Here is an 18,339-nt window from a genome sequence, read left to right on the forward strand (position 1 = left end):
GCGCGAGGAGCGGTCGGCGCGACGGTCGCGGCGCCGCGGAGGGCTCGGGGACTGTGGGCGCGGAGGGCGTACCGGCCGGCTCGGGGGTAGCTTCTCCCGGCGCGTGCGCGCCGGTGGCTGGATCCGGGACGTGTTCGGCGTCCGGGGCCAGCCCCACCGCCTGCGGCTCGTCCCTGAGCCTCAGGCCGTACGCCTCGACCTCGGGGTCGGGCTCCGCCTCGAGGTCCTCGCGCAGGAGCGCCGCGTGCACCTGCGCGTGGCGAATCGCCTCGGCCCGGTTGCCCGCGGCCTCGAGCGCGCGCATGAGGCCCAGCGCGATGCTCGCGTCGTAGCGATCGTGCGCCGCCAACCGGCGCCACCACCGCGCCGCCGCCTGGACGTCGCCGGCCCCGGCGGCCTGCTCCGCCAGCTCACGAAGCGCCTTGCCATACGCTCGAGCCAGCGCATCCCGCTCGCCGTCCACCCACTTCTCGAACTCGGGCGCGTCGTCGATGAAGAAGCCGTCCAGGAACGGACCCCCGTAGGCGCCCACGGCCGCCTCTCGATCGCCCGCGTCCAACGCCGAGAGGAAGGCGCCCAGGTCCGAGGGGAGTTCGTCGGGGTTCAGCCGCAGGTCGTCGCCCGGGGTCTCCACGACCGCCTCGCCCAGCTCCTTGCGGACCACGTACAGGGCTTCGGACAACAGCCGCCTGGCGCGGTCCTCGTCGTGGTCGGGCCACAGCATGCCTACCACGCGGTCGCGGCTGACGCCCTCACCCCTCCGCGCCGCGAGGATCGCCAGGAACGCCAGGCGGCGGCGTTGCGCGGCGCGCCCGCGCACCGGTCCGTCGGGGCCGACCAGGGCGGCGCCGCCGAGCAAGCTGAGGCGAATCAAGGCAGGCAACTCCGGGATTCGATCGGGTCCTTCAGGAAATGGGCACGACGACGCGGGTCGTGGGCGGAGCCGCCTCCGGCGGCGGCTTGGGCAGGGTGAAGTAGAACGTGGCGCCGCACCCCGGCTCGCTCTCCACCCAGATGCGCCCGTGGTGGGCGTGCACGATGCCCTCCGCGATCGCCAGGCCCAGGCCGATGCCACGGCGATCCTCCGCGTCGGCCTTCCAGAAGCGCCCGAATACGTGCGGAAGCTGCTCCGCGGGGATGCCCGGTCCGGTGTCTCGCACTGAAAAACGGACCAGCTCCGGTTCCGCCTCGCACTGGATTTCTATCGCCCCCCCGGCGGGGGTGAACTTCACCGCGTTGCCGACCAGGTTGGAGATGACCTGAAGGATGCGGACGTGGTCCACGTCGACCCCGCAGGGCTCGCCGGCGTGCTTCACCGAAAGGGTCAGTTCCTTCGCTGCCACGATCGGCTGCAGCGTGGCGATCGCCTCTTCGGCGATGTGCCAAGGGTCTTCGCGCCGGAGCTGCAGGCGGAGCGCCCCGCCATCCAACTCTCTCGCTTCGAGGAGATCCCCGATCAGCCGATTCATGAGCGATACCGACCGGCGGATCGCCCCGCCGTAGCGCTGAAACATGTGGTCCGACGTCTCCTCGAGAGCCTGACCCGCCATGCCGATGGTGTTGAGCGGATTGCGCAGGTCGTGAGCCACGACGCCCAGGACGGCGTCTCGGCCGCGTTTGGCCTCGAGGGCCTGCATGTAGAGTTCGGCGTTTTCGACGGCCAGCGCCGCGCGCGCGGCCAGGTCCCGCGCCAGCGCGAGGTCCTCGCGGTCGTAGCGCCGCCCCGAGAACGAGTAGCTGAGCACGATCGCGGCGACCGTCCGGTCGCGCACTCGCACGGGCACCGCCAGGCACGACACCGGGTCCAGCTTTCGCAACGCAGTACGGTAGTCCTCGTCCGGCGCGGCCTCGAGCAGTTCCTCCAGGTCCACGTCGGGCATGCTGACCGCGGTGCCTTCGTCGAAGACGCGGGCGAGCGGGGGGCTGTCCTCCTGGTAGTCCTGCGCTTGCCGGAGCAGCGACAGGATCACCGGCTCGAGCTGAGGGTCCACGTGCGCCACGCCGACCCGGCGCAGCGTGTCGCCGTCCTGGAGCACGTCGACCCAGCCGTAGTCGGCGATCTCGGGGACCGCCAGCTGCACCAGGGAAGCCAGCGTCGTCGTGTAGTCGAAGGAGGTCGCCAGCGCGCGGCTCGCTTCGGACAGGAACTCGGAGCGGCGGTGCGCCGCCTCGGCTTCGCTGCGGGCGGCCTGCTCGCGGATAAGCGTGCGCGCGTTCTCCTCGGCCCGCCTCCTGTCCGTCACGTCGCGCACGAAGCCCGTGAAGAAGCGGCGGCCGCCGTCCTGATATTCGCCGAAGGAGACTTCGACGGGGATCTCGCGCCCGTCCGCCGTGGCCCAGCTCCAGTCCCGGCTCGTCCAGTCGGGGTCGCGCCGGCCGGTCTCCATGTATCCGCGCAGCCCGTCGAGGAATTCGCCGCGCGACCGCTCAGGAAGGAGCGCGCCGATTTCTCGCCCGGCGAGCTCCGCCGCGGTCGCGCCGAGCATGGCCTCGAGCGCGGCGTTGACGCTGACCACCCGGCAGCCCTCGTCCACCACCAGGATGCCGTCCGGAGCCGTCGCGACCAGCGCACGGATGCGCTCCTCCTGGCCGCGCAGCTGCCGGATGGACGCGCCCTGCTTGAGGGCCAGGGCGATCTCGTCCGATACCGACCAGAGCGCCTCCCGGGCGATGTCGGTGATGGGCCGCGCGTCCAGAATGGCCACCGCGCCCACCCTTTCCTCGCCCACCAGCAACGGGAACGCGGCGGCGTGCGAGAGGCCGCGCTCGCTGGCCCACGACGAGGCCGTCACGGGATCATCCGGGTGGGCGCGGGTCACCGCGGCGGCGTCGATCGCCTCCGGCGCCAGCGGCTCTTCGGCGCGTCCGCGGCCGGCGAGCAGGCGGTGCTCTCCGCCACGATCGGCCTCCCACAGACCCGCGTATTCCACCTCGAGGCGGTCCACGAGCAGTCGCACGCAGCGCTCGGCGAACGCCCCGTCCCCGAGTCCTCCCGCCGTCACCAGGGCGCCCACGTCGGCCTGCAGGCGTGCCTGGCGACGCTGTTCCTCGATACTCGCTTCCAGTCGCCTGCGGCCGATCGCCGCGCCCAGCAGCTCACCCGCCGCCCGCAGCGCGCTCAGCTCGGACATGGTCCACACGCGCTCCGACCTGCATTCGTCGAAGCCTATGAACCCCCACCATTCGCCGTCCACGTGGATGGGCACGTTGACGATCGACTCGATGGACTGCGGCGCCATCAACCGCCGCGCTTCGCGCGGGACGCCGTCCACGTTGGCCTGCATGATCCGGCCAGCGTCGAGCCCTTCTTCCCACGCGGGGAGTCCGGACGCGGCCAGCGAGAGGTCGCGCAGAGCGGGATTGTCGATCTGTGGCTCTACTCCCGTGCCCACCCACTCGGCGCGCCGGGTGACCGTGTTGCCGGCCGGGGTGACGGAGCGCTCGTGGATGTAGGCGCGGCTCACGCCGGCGGCCTCGCCGAGCCGGGCCAGCACGAGGTCCAGGTTGGCGTGCCAGTCCCCGCCGCCGAGGAAGAGCTCGGCCGCGAACACGACGGCGTCCATGATCGCGTCGTGCAGGAAGTCCGGTGCGGGGGATTCCGGAGCGGTCACGTCATTCGCCGTTGCGCACTCGTTCGAGGATGCCGTCGACGCGCTCGACCACGTCCCGCAGGTGCGCACGCGTCACCGCGTCGCCGGCGGCGGACGCGCCGCGCCGGGCGTCGGCACGGAGCCGCACCAGTTGCGCGCGCACGAGCGGCCGCACCTCGGACAGGCTGACGTCCACGGGCGTGCGCCAGAAGAAGGGCGAGCTGGGCGGCAGCGTGGCCTCCTCGGTCATGAGCGCTTCCAGCCGCTCGAGGTGGCCGCGCTGAAGCTGGCGTCGGTAGACGTCCTGGCCGCGGCCGGCGGCCGCGCCGCGCCACACCTCGTTGGACACGTCGTCCAGGAGGTCGGCCAGCCGGTAGACGTCCGAGTTGCCGAGCGCCTCGATCTCCACGAGCCGCTGCAGCCGCTGGGCGTCCAGCACGGCCCCCAGCAAGCGCACCTGCATGGCCGACAGGCGCTGCACGCCGCCCGCGTGCTCGATGCGGTTCAGGATCTGGGGGTCGTTCAGCCAGGTGGGGGCGTCGAACACCTGTTCGCCGAGGAACGCCACCGCCTCCCGTTGACGGTCGCGCGGCACCGGGTCGTACACGGGCCCGGTCTGGTCGCTCGCCTTGAGCGTTTCGTAGACGCCGCCCACCAGCGCCAGCACGTGGCTCACGTACCGGTTCCACTGCCCGAGGAGCTCCCCGTAGAGCTCCTGCAGGTCCGTGTAGTCCTCGCCGGCGGTGGCCGTCCAGGTCACGAGGTTCGGGGCCACGCGCCGCAGGTTGGCGATGCCGTAGCCGCTCGCGCGCACCGGGTCGTCGCCCAGGTCCTCCGTCTGCGCGTGGGGGTCGACCAGCAGGCCGACGCGCTGCGGCGAGTAGCGATACATCGGGTCGTGCGCCCGCTCGAGAATCCAGCGGTCGAGGGTTGGCTTCTCTTCTTCCGGCGACTCGACGCTGGCCAGGACGCGATAGCCCCAGTTGATCGCGTAGTGGTCGTAGGGCCCTATCTGGCGGATGAAGTCGGCCCCCGCGAGCCCGTCCTCCGGCTGCGCGATGTAGTTCTGGCGGGCGTAGTCCATGATCGTAGGCGCCACGCCCATGCGGCGCGCGAAATCAGCGACGCGCAGCGAGTCCACCGGATAGGCGGAGCTCGCGATCATGTTGTGCGGCAAGCCGAGCGCGTGTCCCACCTCGTGGGCGATCACCTGGCGCATGGCCTCGCACATGAGACCGCCGTCGATCGGCAGCGAACGCGCCAGCGGGTTGGCCGCGCCGGTCTCGAGCATCAGGCGGTTCCGGTACGATCGCATGTGGTTGTGATACCAGACGATGTCGCTCTCCAGGATCTCGCCGGTGCGGGGGTCGGAAACGCTCGGGCCCTGGGCGTTGCGCGTGGTACTGGCCGCCCAGCGGACGACCGAGTAGCGGATGTCCTCACCCGACCACTCCGGATCCTCTTCGGTGCTGGGAGGGTCGCGGGCCAGGATGGCGTTGCTGAAGCCCGCCGTCTCGAAGGCGGGCTGCCAATCCTCGATGCCCTGGCGCACGCACGGGCGCCACTCGGCGGGCGTGGCCGGGTCCAGGTAGTAGACGATGGGCCGCGCCGGGTCGACCACTTCGCCGGCCGCGTAGGCGGCTGGGTCCGTGGGCTCCAGGCGCCAACGCCGAATGTAGCTGCGCGTGCCCGCCTTCTGCGTGGGCAGCCCGAAGTCGACCTGCTCGACCGTAAACCAACCCACGCGTGGATCGGCGAGTCGCGGCCGCAGGGGCTCCTCGGGCAGCAGCACCATGGACTGATGCATCTCCATGGAAATGGTGCCCGCGTTGGCGTCCGAGGGCGGCTCCGTAGCCTCGTACGTGAGCGTATGCCGTACGTCGACGTTGAGAGGGAAGGAGCGCGCGTAGTTGATGAAGCTGCGGTCGTCGTCCAGGCGTCTCACGCCGAACTGCTGGCGCCGCGCGCGCGTCAGGCCGCTGATCGCGGGCACGTCCCCCTCGAAGAACTCGGTCACGTCCACCAGCACGGCGTCGTCGTCCGGCCCGCCGGCCTCGATGTCGAACGCCTCCACGATGGGTGCGAAGTTGTTGTTGATGACCGAAATCGCTATGGGCAGGGAATCGGCCGCGACGCGCCGGTAGCTGATCTTGCGGAGCAGGATCTGATCCCGTCTCCGCTCCCAGCGCAGCACCTGCTCACCGGCCTTGAAGCCCGCCGGAATGAAGCCCCCCATGTCCGCCGGAACGCGCGCGATCCGGGAGATGAGCAGCACGTCGCGGTTCAGGATCGAGTCGGGGATCTGGAAGTACAGCTTGTCGTCCGAGCGGTGCACGACGAACAGTCCGCTGTCCGCCTCGGCGTCGTCCGGCAAGACCGAGGCGATGGGCTCCAGCGCGTCGGCTTCGTCGGTGTCGCCGGACGGCTTGGCCTGCGCACCATCGGGGGTAGGCGCCGCGGCGGAGGCCCAGGGGCCGCAACCGGCGAACGCGAGGCACGCGAGCAGCACCGAGGAGGCGGCCCAGCGGCGGTTGGAGGCGAACGGCCAGATCGGACTGCTGGTCATGGCAGTACTCGTGAGGGTTCGTGTCGAGTCGGCCCGATAGTTTACCGCCGGCGGGGTGGGCGGGCCATTGCCGGCGGCCGCCGAGGAGGCGCCTGCGGGAAGCGGCCCGAGGAGCCATTGCGGGAGGCCGGCCGTGTTGACACCGTGAAGGAGATGGCCTCCCGAGGAGGGCGATGACTGCTCGAACCACTGCCGACTCCATGCTCGTCGCCTTCGACGCGGACGACACCCTGTGGCACAACGAGCGCATGTTCACCGACACGCAGGAGCGATTTCGTGAGCTGCTGCTGCGCTACTGCGACGAGGAGGTGATAGAGCAGCGCCTCTACGAGACCGAGATCCGCAACCTCAGCCACTACGGCTACGGCGTGAAGGCGTTCACGCTGTCGATGGTCGAGACCGCGCTGGACCTCACGCAGGGAGCGGTATCCGGGACGGAAGTCCGGAGCATCCTGGCGCTGGGTCAGGAGATGCTGCGGGCCCCCGTGGAGCTGCTCGACGGCGTAGCCGAAGTCATTCCGCGGCTCGCGAGCCGCTATCGCCTGATGGTCATCACCAAGGGTGACCTCATGGACCAGGAAACCAAGGTCGCGCGCAGCGGCCTGGGGGACTACTTCGACTACGTGGAGGTCGTGTCGCGCAAGGATCGCGACACCTACGAGCGTGTCCTGAACACCCACGGCGGGGACCCCGCGAGCTTCGTCATGGTCGGCAATTCGGTGCGCTCCGACATCCTGCCGGTGGCGGAGATGGGAGCGGTGGCGGTGCACATACCCTACCACACCACCTGGGTCCACGAGGAAGTGACGGACGAGGCGCTGGACGGCGTGCCCTTTACGCGCCTGGACACGATCGCCGAAGTGCCCGCCTTCCTCCGGGGGCTTTCCGGGGACGCATGAGCGGCGCACGAGGGCGGGCTGCCGCGCCGACGGGCCAGCGCGGGCTCGGGGTCACCGGCCCGGCCGCCCCGCTGATCTGCGCGCTCGCCGCCCTGGTGATGGCCGGCGCTGCGCCTCTGGGCGCTCAGGACCCGGTCCGAGAGACCTCTCCGGATCCCGCAGCGTTGGCAGCCGCGCGCGCCGCCCAGGCCCGCTTCGAACGGGTCAGGCGGGTGCACATGCCGTGGACGGTCGGAGGAGGCGGTGGCGCGTGCGGGGAGATCGTGGGCCGATTCTGCTGGCGGCCCGAAAGCGGCGACCGGGATCCGCCGCCGGAGCCGGCCGACGTGGGCCGCGCGCGGCTGGGTCTCCTGACGGAGCTGGCGGGACTATCGGCGCGCAGTCCGGGGGACGGGTGGATCCTCGGTCAGCGGGTCCGTTACCGCGTCGAGGGCGCGCAGGTGGCCGGGGCGACCGGCGCGGTTGCCGCGCGCGCGGAGCACCTGGAGGCGGCGGAGCGGCTCGCGCGGTCGTGCGACCCCGACAGCCACGACGGCGGCTGGTGCGACGCGCTGCTCGGGCTCGTGCTGCACGTGGCGGGGCGCTTCGCCGACGCCGAAGCCGCGTTCGAGTCGGCCGTCCGTGGCGCGGCATGGCTCGGGGCGGTGGATCGGGACATGCGCGACATCCTCGACCGGGAGGCGACCCGCCTCCTGCACGAGGCGGCTGACTCCGCCGCCTTCCTCGAGCGGCTGTGGCTCCTGGCCGATCCGTTCTGGCTGGCGGAGGGAAACGACCGGCGCAGCGAGCACCACGCGCGCCGCGTCATGGTGAGGATCCACGAGGACGCCCGCAACGCGTTCGGGATCCCCTGGGGCGACGACCTGCGTGAACTTCACGTGCGCTTCGGCTGGGAGGTGGCGTGGCAGCGCACGCGCAGAAGTTCGGGCGCCATGGCGACCTCGGGCACGGCGGTGATCGGCCACCAGCAGGACGACGGCATCGCCTTCATCCCGCCCGGGGAGCTGATCGCCGGCCCCATCCCGGCCGCGGATGGTCCGTGGCATCCCGAGCAGCGCCCGCGCCGGGAAGGATACTCGCCCGCGTACGCGGACAGCGTTCCGGCGGCGGTCCATCAGTTGGCGACCTTCCGGCGTGGCGATTCGCTGCTCGTGGTCGCGGCGATCGAGACGCCGACGACGGCCGCGGCCCGACTCGGCGGTGCGCTTCGCGGGGAGCCGTCGGAGGGCGACGGGCGCGGCTTCGTCGGCCTGGCTCTGCAACCCTGGCCACCCGGCCCGGAGACGGCGCGCCAGGTGCGCTCCGATCGGTTGGCCGCGCCCGGAGAGAGGCCGGCGGCCGAAGGCGCCGGGCGCGTCGTCAGGCGCGTCGTCGAGTCGGCGCGCGTGCCCGCGGGCGCGTACGTGGCGTCTGTGGAGGTCGTGGCGGCCGGCGGCCAGGCCGCGCGCGCCCGCTATGGCGTGAGGCGCGACAGCCTGCCCGCGGGCGTAACCGACGTCTCCGACCTGGTCGCATTCACGCCGAGCGCCGACGCGACCTCTCTGGACCGGGCGCTGGCGCTCATGCTGGCCCGCCCGCGGGTGGCGCCCGGGCAGGCGGTGGCGGTGGCCTGGGAGGTGTACGGCCTGGACGAGGACGGCGAGGCCATCACCTTCGACCTGTCGCTGAGAAAGCCCGGCGAGGGTTTTTTCGGCCGGCTGGGGCGCTGGCTTGGATTCGGCGGGGGTGATCCCCCGGTGCGGATCGAGTGGGTCGACGCCGCGCGGCCGACCGACGGGGCCTACTTCCGCGCCATGCGGGTCGAGATCCCGGCCGAGGTCCCGTCCGGGACCTACCTGCTGCGCGTGAGTGCCGGCGCGCCCGGGCGCGCCGACGCCCACGCCGAGCGCGAGCTGATCATCGAACGAACCGGGGGCTGATCTCTCCGTACAGAACCACCGCGACGGCGGTCGCCAGGTTCAGGCTGGACACCCCCGGCCGCATGGGGATGCCCACCACGCGGCGCGCGCTTCGCTCCAGCTCGGGACCCAGCCCCGCCCGTTCGGCGCCGAACAGGAGCGCCGCGCCTGGGGGCAGCGGCTCGGCGGCGGGGGGCGCCCCCGGGATCACCGCGACGCGCGCGCGTCCCTCGCACAGGCCTCCCAGCCGGACCGCGTCCCCGGACTCCGCGGCGAGCGCGAACTGCAGGCCGGCGCCCCCCCGCAGCGCCGCCGGGTGCCACGGATCGACTCCTTCGAGCACGAAGACCCCGCCCGCGCCCGCGGCCGCCGCGACGCGCACCACCGCGCCGACGTTGCCGTGATGGGTGGGCCGATCGAGCACGACGAGTGGCGCGTCCGGGGCGTAGGGCAGGGGAGGGTCGGGCCGCCGCGCGATGGCGAGAACCGGGGACGGCGGCCGCGGGGCCGCCGCCGCGAACAGCTCGCCGGAGACCGGCTCGGGCGCGAGCCGCTCGATGGCGTCCGCGGTGTCGGGGGCCAGGCGGCCCACCAGGCCGGCCAGCGCGGCGGCGTCGGAGCAGATGACCTCCTCGACGTGGGCGCCGAAGCGGAGCGCGTGCTTGAGCGGGTGGAACCCCTCCAGCACGGCGAGGCGCTGGTCGCGCCGGGCGAGGCGAAAACGTTCGACGATACCGCCCGGGTCGCGTCCCGGCATCTCGCTTCTCTCCCTTCTCAACCGGCGAGCGTGACGAGAGCGAAGCCCGCCAGCATGATGAGCGCGGCGACCAGCCGCCTGCGCGTGGCCCGCTCTCCGAAGAGGAGGCCGCCGGCCAGCACGGCGAACAGCACGCTGGTCCGCTTCACCGCGATCACGTAGGCGGCGGCGGTCAGGGTGATGGCCGCCATCTGAGCCGCGAGCGCGACCGCGGTCGCCAGCGCCGCTCCCGCTAGGTCCGCTGTCGCGCCGCGCGCGGGCTGCGGCCCCTGACGCCAGGCGCCGAGCGCCCAGGGAGCGACCGAGATCGCCACGAAGACGTTGATGGCGGCCGCCCAGGCGAACGGGCCCGACGCAATCACGCCGATCTTGTCGACCACCGCGGACACGCTGAAGATGGCCGCGACGACGAGCATTTCCCGGGCGCCCGTATCTCGCGCCAGGGCCCGGTACGGAGCCAGGATTCCTTCCCCTTCGGGCTCCGACAGCAGGTAGGCGCCGGCGACGATCACCACGACTCCGGCCATGCCCACGGCGGAGGCCGTCTCGCCGATGATGAGCGGGGCGGTCACCAGCATGAACACCGGCGTGAGGCTCTTGAGTGGGGAGACGAGGGACAGGTCGGAGCCGTGCACCGCCCGCGCTATCAGCAGCGCCGCGACCGCGTTGATGCCGCCCGATACCGCGAGAGCACCCCAGAAACCGTCCTGGAGAGGCTCGCCCGCGACGATCGCCAGCGGAAGCAGCAGCAGCGCAGCCCCGGCGGCGGCCCAGAAGACCACCCGAAACTCGTCCACGGCGCGCCGGGCGCGCTTGACCAGGACCTCCCTGGTCGCAATCCCGACCGCCGCGATCAGCGCTAGAATCAGCCACACGGGGACGCAACATGGCCGGCCCGCCACCCTCCCGCCACGGTAGCCGCCGACCAACCCCGCGCCTACGTTGTGCGGCCCTCAGCCGGAACGACCCGAGGACGCCGCCGATGACCGGACACGAAGCCACGCTGGGCGCCGTTGGCAGGTTTCTCAGCGACCACTTCCGCCACTTCAACGCCGCCGCGCTGGTGGACGCCGCGGAAGGCTACCGGCGGCACGTGGACTCGGGCGGCAAGATGTTCGTGTCACTGGCCGGGGCCATGAGCACCGCCGAGCTGGGTCGCTCGCTCGCGGAGATGATCCGCCGCGGCCTGGTGCACGGCATCTCCTGCACCGGCGCGAATCTGGAGGAGGACCTGTTCAACCTGGTCGCGCACGAGCACTACGAGCGCCTGCCCGACTACCGCGACCTCACCCCCGCCGACGAGCAGGCGCTCCTCGAGCGACGTCTGAACCGCGTGACCGATACCTGCATCCCCGAAGAGGAGGCCATGCGTCGCCTGGAGGGGGCGGTCCTGGAGGTCTGGACTCGAGCCGAGGAGGCGGGCGAGCGGCTGTTCCCGCACGAGGCGCTGTATGAGGTCATCGGGTCCGGCGCCCTGAAGGAGCACTACCAGATCGACCCGCGGGACAGCTGGATGGTGGCCGCCGCGGAGCGCGCGCTGCCGGTCTTCGTGCCGGGCTGGGAGGACTCGACCCTCGGCAACATCTACGCGGCGCACCATATCGCCGGCGATCTGGCCGACGTGCACACCGTGCGCAACGGCATCGAGTACATGATGGAGTTGGCGCGCTGGTACTCGCAGGTGGCGGGCGACTCCTCGCTCGGTTTCTTCCAGATCGGCGGCGGCATCGCGGGCGACTTTCCCATCTGCGTCGTGCCGATGCTGCACCAGGATCTGCGCCGCGACGACATCCCCCTGTGGGGCTACTTCTGCCAGATCTCCGATTCCACGCCGAGCTACGGCGGCTACTCGGGGGCGGTCCCGAACGAGAAGATCACCTGGGGAAAGCTGGGGGTGGACACGCCCAAGCACGTGATCGAGTCGGACGCCACTATCGTCGCGCCCCTCATCTTCGCCTATCTGCTCGGCTGGTAGCGCAACCGGGGCTGGACGGGTGGTGTCTCGCGGAGCCCGCGCCCGCGAACCGGGACGCCGCGGCCTCACCGCGGCGTCCCGTCGGGCCGCCTACTCGATCAAGTCGCCGAACTCCCGGACCTGATCGAGCACCTGAGTGCGATCGCCAACCACGACGATCACCATGTCCTGCGGGTCCAGGTACTCCTGCGCCATGCGCTGCACCTCCTGAGGGGTGACCGCGTAGACCCGGTCCACGTACGCGCGCAGGTATTCCTCGCCCACCCCGTGGAGCGCCACGAAGTTGAGCTGGTTGATGATCCCGCCGCGGCTGGAGTTCTGGAGCACGAAGGTGCCCGCCATGTAGTTCTGGATCGAGGTCAGCTCGTCGGCGGGCGGCGCCTCGGAGCGCAGCCTGTCGATCTCGAGGAAGATCTCACCCAAGGCGGCGCCCGTGACGTCCGTCGTTACGTCCGCCACCTCGGCCCAATACGCGTCGCGCCAGCGTGACGACAGCGTGCTGAAAGGGCTGTACGTGTAGCCCTTGTCTTCACGGATGTTGCTCGTGATGCGCGAGCCGAACGACCCTCCCAGCAGCGCATTCGTCACCTGAAGTCCGACGAAGTCCGGGTGCGACGGGTCGATCACGGGTAGGCCCACGTAGAGAGTGGATTGTACCGCGCCCGGATTGTCCACGAAGTATACGGCGCGCGTTCCGCTCGACTGCGCCACCGCGGGCGCGGCGTCGGAGCCACGCTCCCACGTGCCGAACGCTTCCCGCACTGCCTCCTCGACCGCGTCCGGGTCGAAACGCCCCACGACGAACAGCCGCGACCGCATCGCGCCGTAGTTGCCGCCGTAGAATGCCCGCACCTGGTCCACGTCGTACCCCCTCACCATGTCCTCGGTGGGGAAGATCCGGCCGTAAGCGTGGTTCGGATACAGCACCGCCCGGAAGCGCTCCAGTGCCTGCGATTGCGGCTGGCTCTTGGAGATGGACAGGCTACGGATGCGGTCGCCCTTGAGGCGCTCGAGCTCGTCCTCGGGGAAGCGGGGGCTACGAATCACGTCGGCCACCAGGCGCACCATGTCCGGTCCGAACTCCGATAGCGCCGTGCCCGTCACGAATGACTGGTCCATGCCGACGCCCACCGAGACGGCTCCACCCATGCTGGCCGCCGCCTCGGCGACCGCGCCCGCGTCCATCGAAACCGTGCCCTCCTCCATGAGGTCTCCGGTAAGGTCGGCGAGCCAGACCTCGTTGGGCGCTTCGTCGATGTTGCCGGTCCTGACCACTACCTGGACGTTGACTTTCGGCACCGCGCCGTACTGGACCATCGTCACGCGGAGCCCGTTGTCCAGCGTGAACTCCGTCGGTGCCGGCACGCGAAACTCCCGCGGGGTGCCCGGCTGGGGCGGCGCGACCTGCGCCGCGAGAGGCGCCGCAACCACCAGGACGGCGAGCGCCGATCCGATCATTTTCATGGCTTGACTCCTCACGTGGCAGGCCGGTCCGGGACGACTTCCAAAACGGTCCGGTTGGTAGGTCGCAGGTACTCCCGGGCCGTCGCGAGCACGGTCTCGGCGGTGATGTCGTCGAACGCGGACAGCAGTCCGTTGATGCGTGCCGGGTCATCGTCGAACAACGCGAACGCGGCCAGCAGATCCGCCCTGCCGAAGCCGAACGCGGCCTCCACCGAGCTCAGGATCGACGAGCGCATCTTCACCCGGGCGCGCTCCAGCTCCTCCTCGCTCACGGGGTTGGCCTGCAGGTCGGTGACGATCTCGTCCACGACTGCCAGGATGTCGTCGGCCGCCGTTTCCTCGTCGTGAAACAGCGACACCGTGAGGAGCGTCGGCCCGTTGATGTTGAACTGGTTCCCCAGAAGGTTGATGCCGCCGTTGACGCCGCCCGTGAAGCCGTTCTCCTGCACGAGCGAGCGGTACAGACGGCTGTCGCGGCCCTCGGTGAGGATTTGCGCCAGCAGCCCCATGGCCAGGTAGTCGTCGGTGTTTCGCTCGGGGACGTGCCAGGACATGGCGAGCGCGGGGCGGGTCGCCTTGTCGTCGGTCTTCTGGAAGCGCTTGGCCTCTTCCTGCCTGGGCTCCGATATGTCCGGCGTCTCGGCGGCCGGGGTGCCCGGAATGTCTCCGAAGTACTGCTCGATCCAGATTCTGGCCTGGGCATCGTCGAAGTCGCCCACGACGACGAGCGCGGCGTTGTTGGGGGCGTAGTACTGACTGAAGAACGCCGTCACATCCTCCACGGTGGCGGCGTCCAGGTCCTCCAGCTCCCCGTAGAAGTTGTGCGAGTTGTACCAGTTCTCGTTCGCGTACTGCGGCATGTCGAGCCACGGGAACCCGCCGTAGGGCTGATTCAGCACGTTCACCCGCACTTCGTTCTTCACCACGTCCTGCTGGTTCTTCAGCTCCACGTCGGTGATGGCCAGCCCGCGCATGCGGTCGGCCTCGGCCCACAGCATCACCTCGAGCGTGTGCGCGGGGACTATCTCGAAGTAGTTCGTGAAGTCGAAGCGCGTGGAGCCGTTGAGGACGCCCCCGTTGGACTGGACCAGGCGCACGAACTCCATCTTTCCGAGGTTGTCGGACCCCTGGAACATCATGTGCTCGAAGAGGTGGGCGAACCCCGTTCGATCCCGGGGCTCGATCCTGAACCCGATGTTGTAGTAGACGGCCACGGTGGCGATCGGCGCCGTGGCATCGTGGGACAGCACCACCCGCAGGCCGTTGTCCAGCCGGTAGTACTCGACCGGGACCTGGAAGTCCTGCGCCTCCGCCTCGGGGGCGGTGGCGACGAGCGCGGCGGCCGCCGCTAGGAGGGCGCCGCATAGCGCTGCGCCCCCTCGCACGTTTCGAATCACCGGGAGTCTCCTTGCCGTTCGTTCATGCCAACCTTCATTCGGCCATGCGTTTTCACGGGATCAATGGTGACGAGTCCATACGGTGGGACGCGCGGCGAGCCGTGGGCGGTTGGGTCCGCATTCAGGCCAGGTTGTCGATCAGATAGGTGTAGCCGGCCAGCCCCGCAACGTAGTCCGCGATGAAGGCGTTGGCGTCGTTCTTCTCGAGCGCCGCGTTCTTGACCTTGCGCCGGAACGTGGCGACGAGGTCCGCCGGGTCGAAGCCCACGTACTTCAGGACGTCGGTCATGGTGTCGCCGCGCACGACGTCCTCCACCTCGTAGTCGTCACCAACCACCCGCACGTGCACGGAGTCGGTATCGCCGAACAGGTTGTGCAGGTCGCCGAGGATCTCCTGGTACGCGCCGGCCAGGAACACGCCCAGCACGTAGGGTTCACCGGCCCGGAGGGAATGAAGCGGCAGGCCGCCGCCAGGCTGACCCACGAACCTGTCGATCCTGCCATCGCTGTCACAGGTGACGTCCTGCAGCGTCCCGCGGCGGCGGGGCTGCTCGTCCAGGCGATGCACCGGCAGGATGGGGAAGAGCTGATCGATCGCCCAGGAGTCCGGCAGCGACTGGAACAGCGAGAAATTGCAGAAGTAGCGGTCGGTGAGGATGGACTCCAGGTCGGGAAGGATGTCCTCGTACTCCTCCGGGTCGCGCTTCGCCCGCTCGGCGAGGGCGATGATCGCGGCGTTGAAGTGTCGCTCACCCAGCGCGCGCAGCTCCAGGGACAGCACCCCGGAGTCGAAGAGCGTCTGCACCTCCTCCTTGGCGAACATGACGTCGTGGTAGACTTCGCGAACGCCGCGTCGGCCGATCTCCTCGCCGGCCTCCGCCAGGTCGAACAGGGGGGCCGGAGCGTCCTCCGGGGGCGCACCCGGGGACTCCGCCGAGAAGCTCTCCTGGCCGATCACCTCGACCAGAAGAAGCGCGTGGTGCGCGGTCAGCGCTCGTCCGGACTCCGAGATGATGTGAGGCATGGGCACGGCGGCCGCGCGACACGCTTCGGCGAGCGTGTACACGACGTCGTTGGCGTACTCCTGCAGGGAGTAGTTGGCGCTCGCGGGTGCCGTGGAGCGCGACCCGTCGTAGTCCACCCCCAGGCCGCCGCCGACGTCCACGTAGCGCACCTCGAGTCCCAACCGGCACAGCTCCACGTAGAACCGGGCGATCTCACCCAGCGCGCGCTTGATGCTGCGAATGTCCGGAATCTGGGAGCCCATATGGAAATGGATCATGGTCAGGCAGTGCGCCCGCCCGGCGTCGCGGAAGCGGTCGACGACCTGTATGAGCTCCGCCGCCCCCAGGCCGAACTTGCTCCGTTCTCCCGCCGATGACGACCAGCGGCCTGCCCCTTCGGAGGCGAGCTTGACCCGTACGCCGGTGCGCGGCTCCACGCCCATCTCTTCCGCCACCCGGAGCAGCGTCTCCACCTCCCCGACCTTCTCGATCACCACGATCACTCGATGGCCGAGGCGCTGGCCCATGAGCGCGAGGCGGATGTACTCCTCGTCCTTGTAGCCGTTGCAGACGATGAGGTGATCGGTGCGCTCGGTGAGCGCGAGCACGGCCAGGAGCTCCGGCTTGCTGCCGACCTCCAGCCCCACGCCGTGCGGGTCCCCGGCGCTGACGATCTCGCGTACTACGCGCCTCTGCTGGTTGACCTTGATCGGGTACACGGGGGTGTATCCACCCTCGTAGCCGAACTCCTCCCGTGCAGCCGCGAAGCGGCCGGTCAGAGAGGCGATGCGCTCCGTGAGGATGTCCGGGAACCGGAGCAGGAGAGGGAGCCTGGCGCCCTGGCCGGCGAGATCCGTGGCCAACTCGTACAGGTCGACGGCGACCGCCGGATCCCGCGTGGGGTGCACCGTTACCCGGCCCGCCTCGTTCACGCCGAAGAAGCCGGCTCCCCACCCGTCGACACCGTACAGATCGAGCGCGTCGCGCGTGGTCCAGGTCATGTCCGCTCGCCGTTGCCGGGGTCCGCGCTCCGGGGTTCCGGATTGCGAAAATGGCCGCGTAAGCTGCCGCCCTCGACGCGGTGCGGAAAGGGGCCGCATCGGCCCCCGAACCGGGACGGCGTCGACTGGACCCTGTACCTTGCGGGTATGGATTCCCCTCCCGACCTCATCGAACTCGGCCCCGGCGTGCGCGTGGCGCCGGCGGAGCTCGCGTTTCGCGCCACGCGATCCGGCGGCCCGGGCGGACAACACGTCAACACGTCGGCCACGCGGGTGGAGCTGTCGTGGGACATCGCGGAGTCGCCTTCGCTCTCGGAGGAGCTGCGCGGGCGCCTGCTGGAGAAGCTCGGGAACCGCCTCCACGGCGAGGGCGTGTTGCGGGTGGTCTCGGCGCGCACGCGAAGCCAGCTGCGCAACCGCGACGCGGCGCTGGAGCGCATGCGCGAGCTGGTTGGGGGCGCGCTCCAGGAGCGCAGGAAGCGACGGCCGACCAGGCCGTCGCGGGCGGCGCGCGAACGCCGGCTCGCGGAGAAGAAGAAGCGCGCCGCCAGGAAGAAGGATCGCCGGCCGGTGCGGGGGGACGAGTGACCTCCGACCGGGTGCGATCCGTCAACGTCCTTGACACCGCGACCAGCCGGGTTACAGATAGAGCCATGATGGACACGCGACGCTTCGACGCAGCCTACGTCTACGCCTATCGATACGCGACCCGCAGCGCGGGCCGTGGAGCGGGAGTCGTGCGCGCGTAATCGCGACGCAGTCCTCCGAGCCGCGAGCGGCCCGTGGAAATCCACGGGCCGCTTTTTTTGTCGCAGGTGGGGAAAAGGAGAACCCGATGCCGGACACCGAGACGGACACCACCGCGGCCGGCCTGCCGCCGGTCACGGACCCGACGATCTTCGCGCGCCAGGACTACGACGCGTACTCGGCCGAGGATCACGACGTTTGGACAATCCTGTACGAGCGTCGCATGACGGCGCTCGCGGAAACCGGCAGCCGGGTGTTCCTGCAGGGGGCCGAGGCCATAGGCCTGAGCGCGGAACGCGTGCCCGAACTGGCCTCCGTGAACGCCCGCCTGGGCCCCAGGACCGGCTGGCGGTCCGTCCCCGTGAGGGGCTTCATTCCGGCTCACGACTTCTTCGTGTGCCTTGCGGAGCGGCATTTCCCCACCACCGTGGGGGTGCGGCCGCGGGCCCAGCTCGACTACCTGCCGGAGCCCGACATCTTCCACGACGTGTTCGGCCACGTGCCGCTGCACGCCGATCCGGTCTTCGCTGAGTTCCTGCAGCGCTTCGGCGCGGTGGCCGCGCGCGCGCGATCCGACGCCGCGACCGAGCGCATGGCGCGCCTGTTCTGGTTCACGGTCGAGTTCGGGCTGGTGCACGAAGCGGGCCGGGTGAAGGTCTACGGCAGCGGGCTCATCTCGTCGCACGCCGACGCCGCGAACGCGCTCGGGCCCGACTGCGATCGCCGGCGTTTCTCGCTGGACGGCGTCATGGACCAGCCGTTCGAGATCGACCGGCTGCAGGACGTGCTCTTCATAGTCGAATCGTTCGACGAGTTGTTCGAGGCCGTGGCCGAGGCCGAGCACCGCCTCGCCGCCGGGCGGCTGGACTGACGCGGCGCCGAACTCCGCGCCGGGAGCACCAAGGGCGGGCCGAGCCTCAGCGGTCCTAGTGTACCGTTGCGGAAGTCCCGTAGGCATTCGGCTCGCGCTGCATCCCGCGGATGCGGCGTTGGAACTCCTTGCCGTAGCGACGGCTACGGCGCGTCGTTCCGCCTTGCCCC

Annotated in this window: 13 protein-coding genes; 5 read left to right on the forward strand and 8 right to left on the reverse strand. The window is 70.6% G+C overall.

Going from position 1 to position 18,339, the window contains the following annotated elements; all coding sequences use genetic code 11:
• The 3 genes from ABFS34_11920 to ABFS34_11930 form a co-directional block, all read right to left on the reverse strand.
• Window positions 1-874 (reverse strand): BTAD domain-containing putative transcriptional regulator (locus tag ABFS34_11920; protein ID MEN8376146.1); only part of this gene is annotated, 874 nt, incomplete at its 3' end.
• A 31-nt stretch (window positions 875-905) separates the two neighbouring features.
• Window positions 906-3,611, reverse strand: coding sequence for an ATP-binding protein (locus tag ABFS34_11925; GenBank protein ID MEN8376147.1), 2,706 nt, complete (start codon window positions 3,609-3,611; stop codon window positions 906-908).
• A gap of 1 nt (window position 3,612) precedes the next feature.
• Window positions 3,613-6,156: a zinc-dependent metalloprotease gene (locus ABFS34_11930; GenBank protein ID MEN8376148.1), complete on the reverse strand. Its 2,544-nt coding sequence runs from the start codon at window positions 6,154-6,156 to the stop codon at window positions 3,613-3,615.
• 173 nt (window positions 6,157-6,329) lie between these two features.
• Between ABFS34_11930 and ABFS34_11935 the strand changes: the two genes are divergently transcribed.
• Window positions 6,330-7,055 carry an HAD family hydrolase gene (locus ABFS34_11935; GenBank protein ID MEN8376149.1) on the forward strand — a complete coding sequence of 242 codons (726 nt, stop codon included), beginning with the start codon at window positions 6,330-6,332 and terminating at the stop codon, window positions 7,053-7,055.
• The gene (locus ABFS34_11940; GenBank protein ID MEN8376150.1) at window positions 7,052-8,974 is read left to right on the forward strand and encodes a hypothetical protein; all 1,923 of its coding nucleotides are present in this window, start codon (window positions 7,052-7,054) and stop codon (window positions 8,972-8,974) included. Before ABFS34_11935 ends, ABFS34_11940 begins: the two co-directional genes overlap by 4 nt.
• Here ABFS34_11940 and ABFS34_11945 read toward each other — a convergent pair.
• Together ABFS34_11945 and ABFS34_11950 are read right to left on the reverse strand one after the other, a co-directional pair.
• Window positions 8,952-9,710, reverse strand: coding sequence for a TrmH family RNA methyltransferase (locus ABFS34_11945; GenBank protein MEN8376151.1), 759 nt, complete (start codon window positions 9,708-9,710; stop codon window positions 8,952-8,954). The two genes, ABFS34_11940 and ABFS34_11945, sit on opposite strands and share 23 nt — an antisense overlap.
• 17 nt (window positions 9,711-9,727) lie before the next feature.
• Window positions 9,728-10,585: an EamA family transporter gene (locus ABFS34_11950; GenBank protein ID MEN8376152.1), complete on the reverse strand. Its 858-nt coding sequence runs from the start codon at window positions 10,583-10,585 to the stop codon at window positions 9,728-9,730.
• A gap of 107 nt (window positions 10,586-10,692) precedes the next feature.
• On the opposite strand from ABFS34_11950, the gene ABFS34_11955 reads away from it, so the two are divergent.
• Window positions 10,693-11,685, forward strand: coding sequence for a deoxyhypusine synthase family protein (locus ABFS34_11955; GenBank protein ID MEN8376153.1), 993 nt, complete (start codon window positions 10,693-10,695; stop codon window positions 11,683-11,685).
• Window positions 11,686-11,775: 90 nt separating this feature from the next.
• Here the strand turns inward: ABFS34_11955 and ABFS34_11960 are convergent, their stop codons facing one another.
• The 3 genes from ABFS34_11960 to speA all read right to left on the reverse strand — a co-directional run bounded on the left by ABFS34_11960 (window position 11,776) and on the right by speA (window position 16,551).
• Window positions 11,776-13,149 carry a pitrilysin family protein gene (locus ABFS34_11960; protein ID MEN8376154.1) on the reverse strand — a complete coding sequence of 458 codons (1,374 nt, stop codon included), beginning with the start codon at window positions 13,147-13,149 and terminating at the stop codon, window positions 11,776-11,778.
• An 11-nt stretch (window positions 13,150-13,160) separates the two neighbouring features.
• Complete coding sequence (locus ABFS34_11965; GenBank protein ID MEN8376155.1) at window positions 13,161-14,546, reverse strand: pitrilysin family protein; 1,386 nt, start codon at window positions 14,544-14,546, stop codon at window positions 13,161-13,163.
• Between the two features lie 121 nt (window positions 14,547-14,667).
• Window positions 14,668-16,551: a biosynthetic arginine decarboxylase gene (gene speA, locus ABFS34_11970; protein MEN8376156.1), complete on the reverse strand. Its 1,884-nt coding sequence runs from the start codon at window positions 16,549-16,551 to the stop codon at window positions 14,668-14,670.
• Window positions 16,552-16,698: 147 nt separating this feature from the next.
• Between speA and arfB the strand changes: the two genes are divergently transcribed.
• Together arfB and ABFS34_11980 are read left to right on the forward strand one after the other, a co-directional pair.
• Window positions 16,699-17,139, forward strand: a complete 441-nt coding sequence (arfB, locus tag ABFS34_11975) for an alternative ribosome rescue aminoacyl-tRNA hydrolase ArfB (protein ID MEN8376157.1) — start codon at window positions 16,699-16,701, stop codon at window positions 17,137-17,139.
• 247 nt (window positions 17,140-17,386) lie between these two features.
• A complete protein-coding gene (locus tag ABFS34_11980) occupies window positions 17,387-18,169 on the forward strand; it encodes a phenylalanine 4-monooxygenase (GenBank protein ID MEN8376158.1) in 783 nt (260 codons plus the stop codon).
• The last annotated feature ends 170 nt before the right edge of the window (window positions 18,170-18,339 follow it).

It is taken from the genome of Gemmatimonadota bacterium, assembly GCA_039715185.1.
In the GTDB taxonomy this organism is placed as follows: Bacteria; Gemmatimonadota; Gemmatimonadetes; order Longimicrobiales; family RSA9; genus DATHRK01.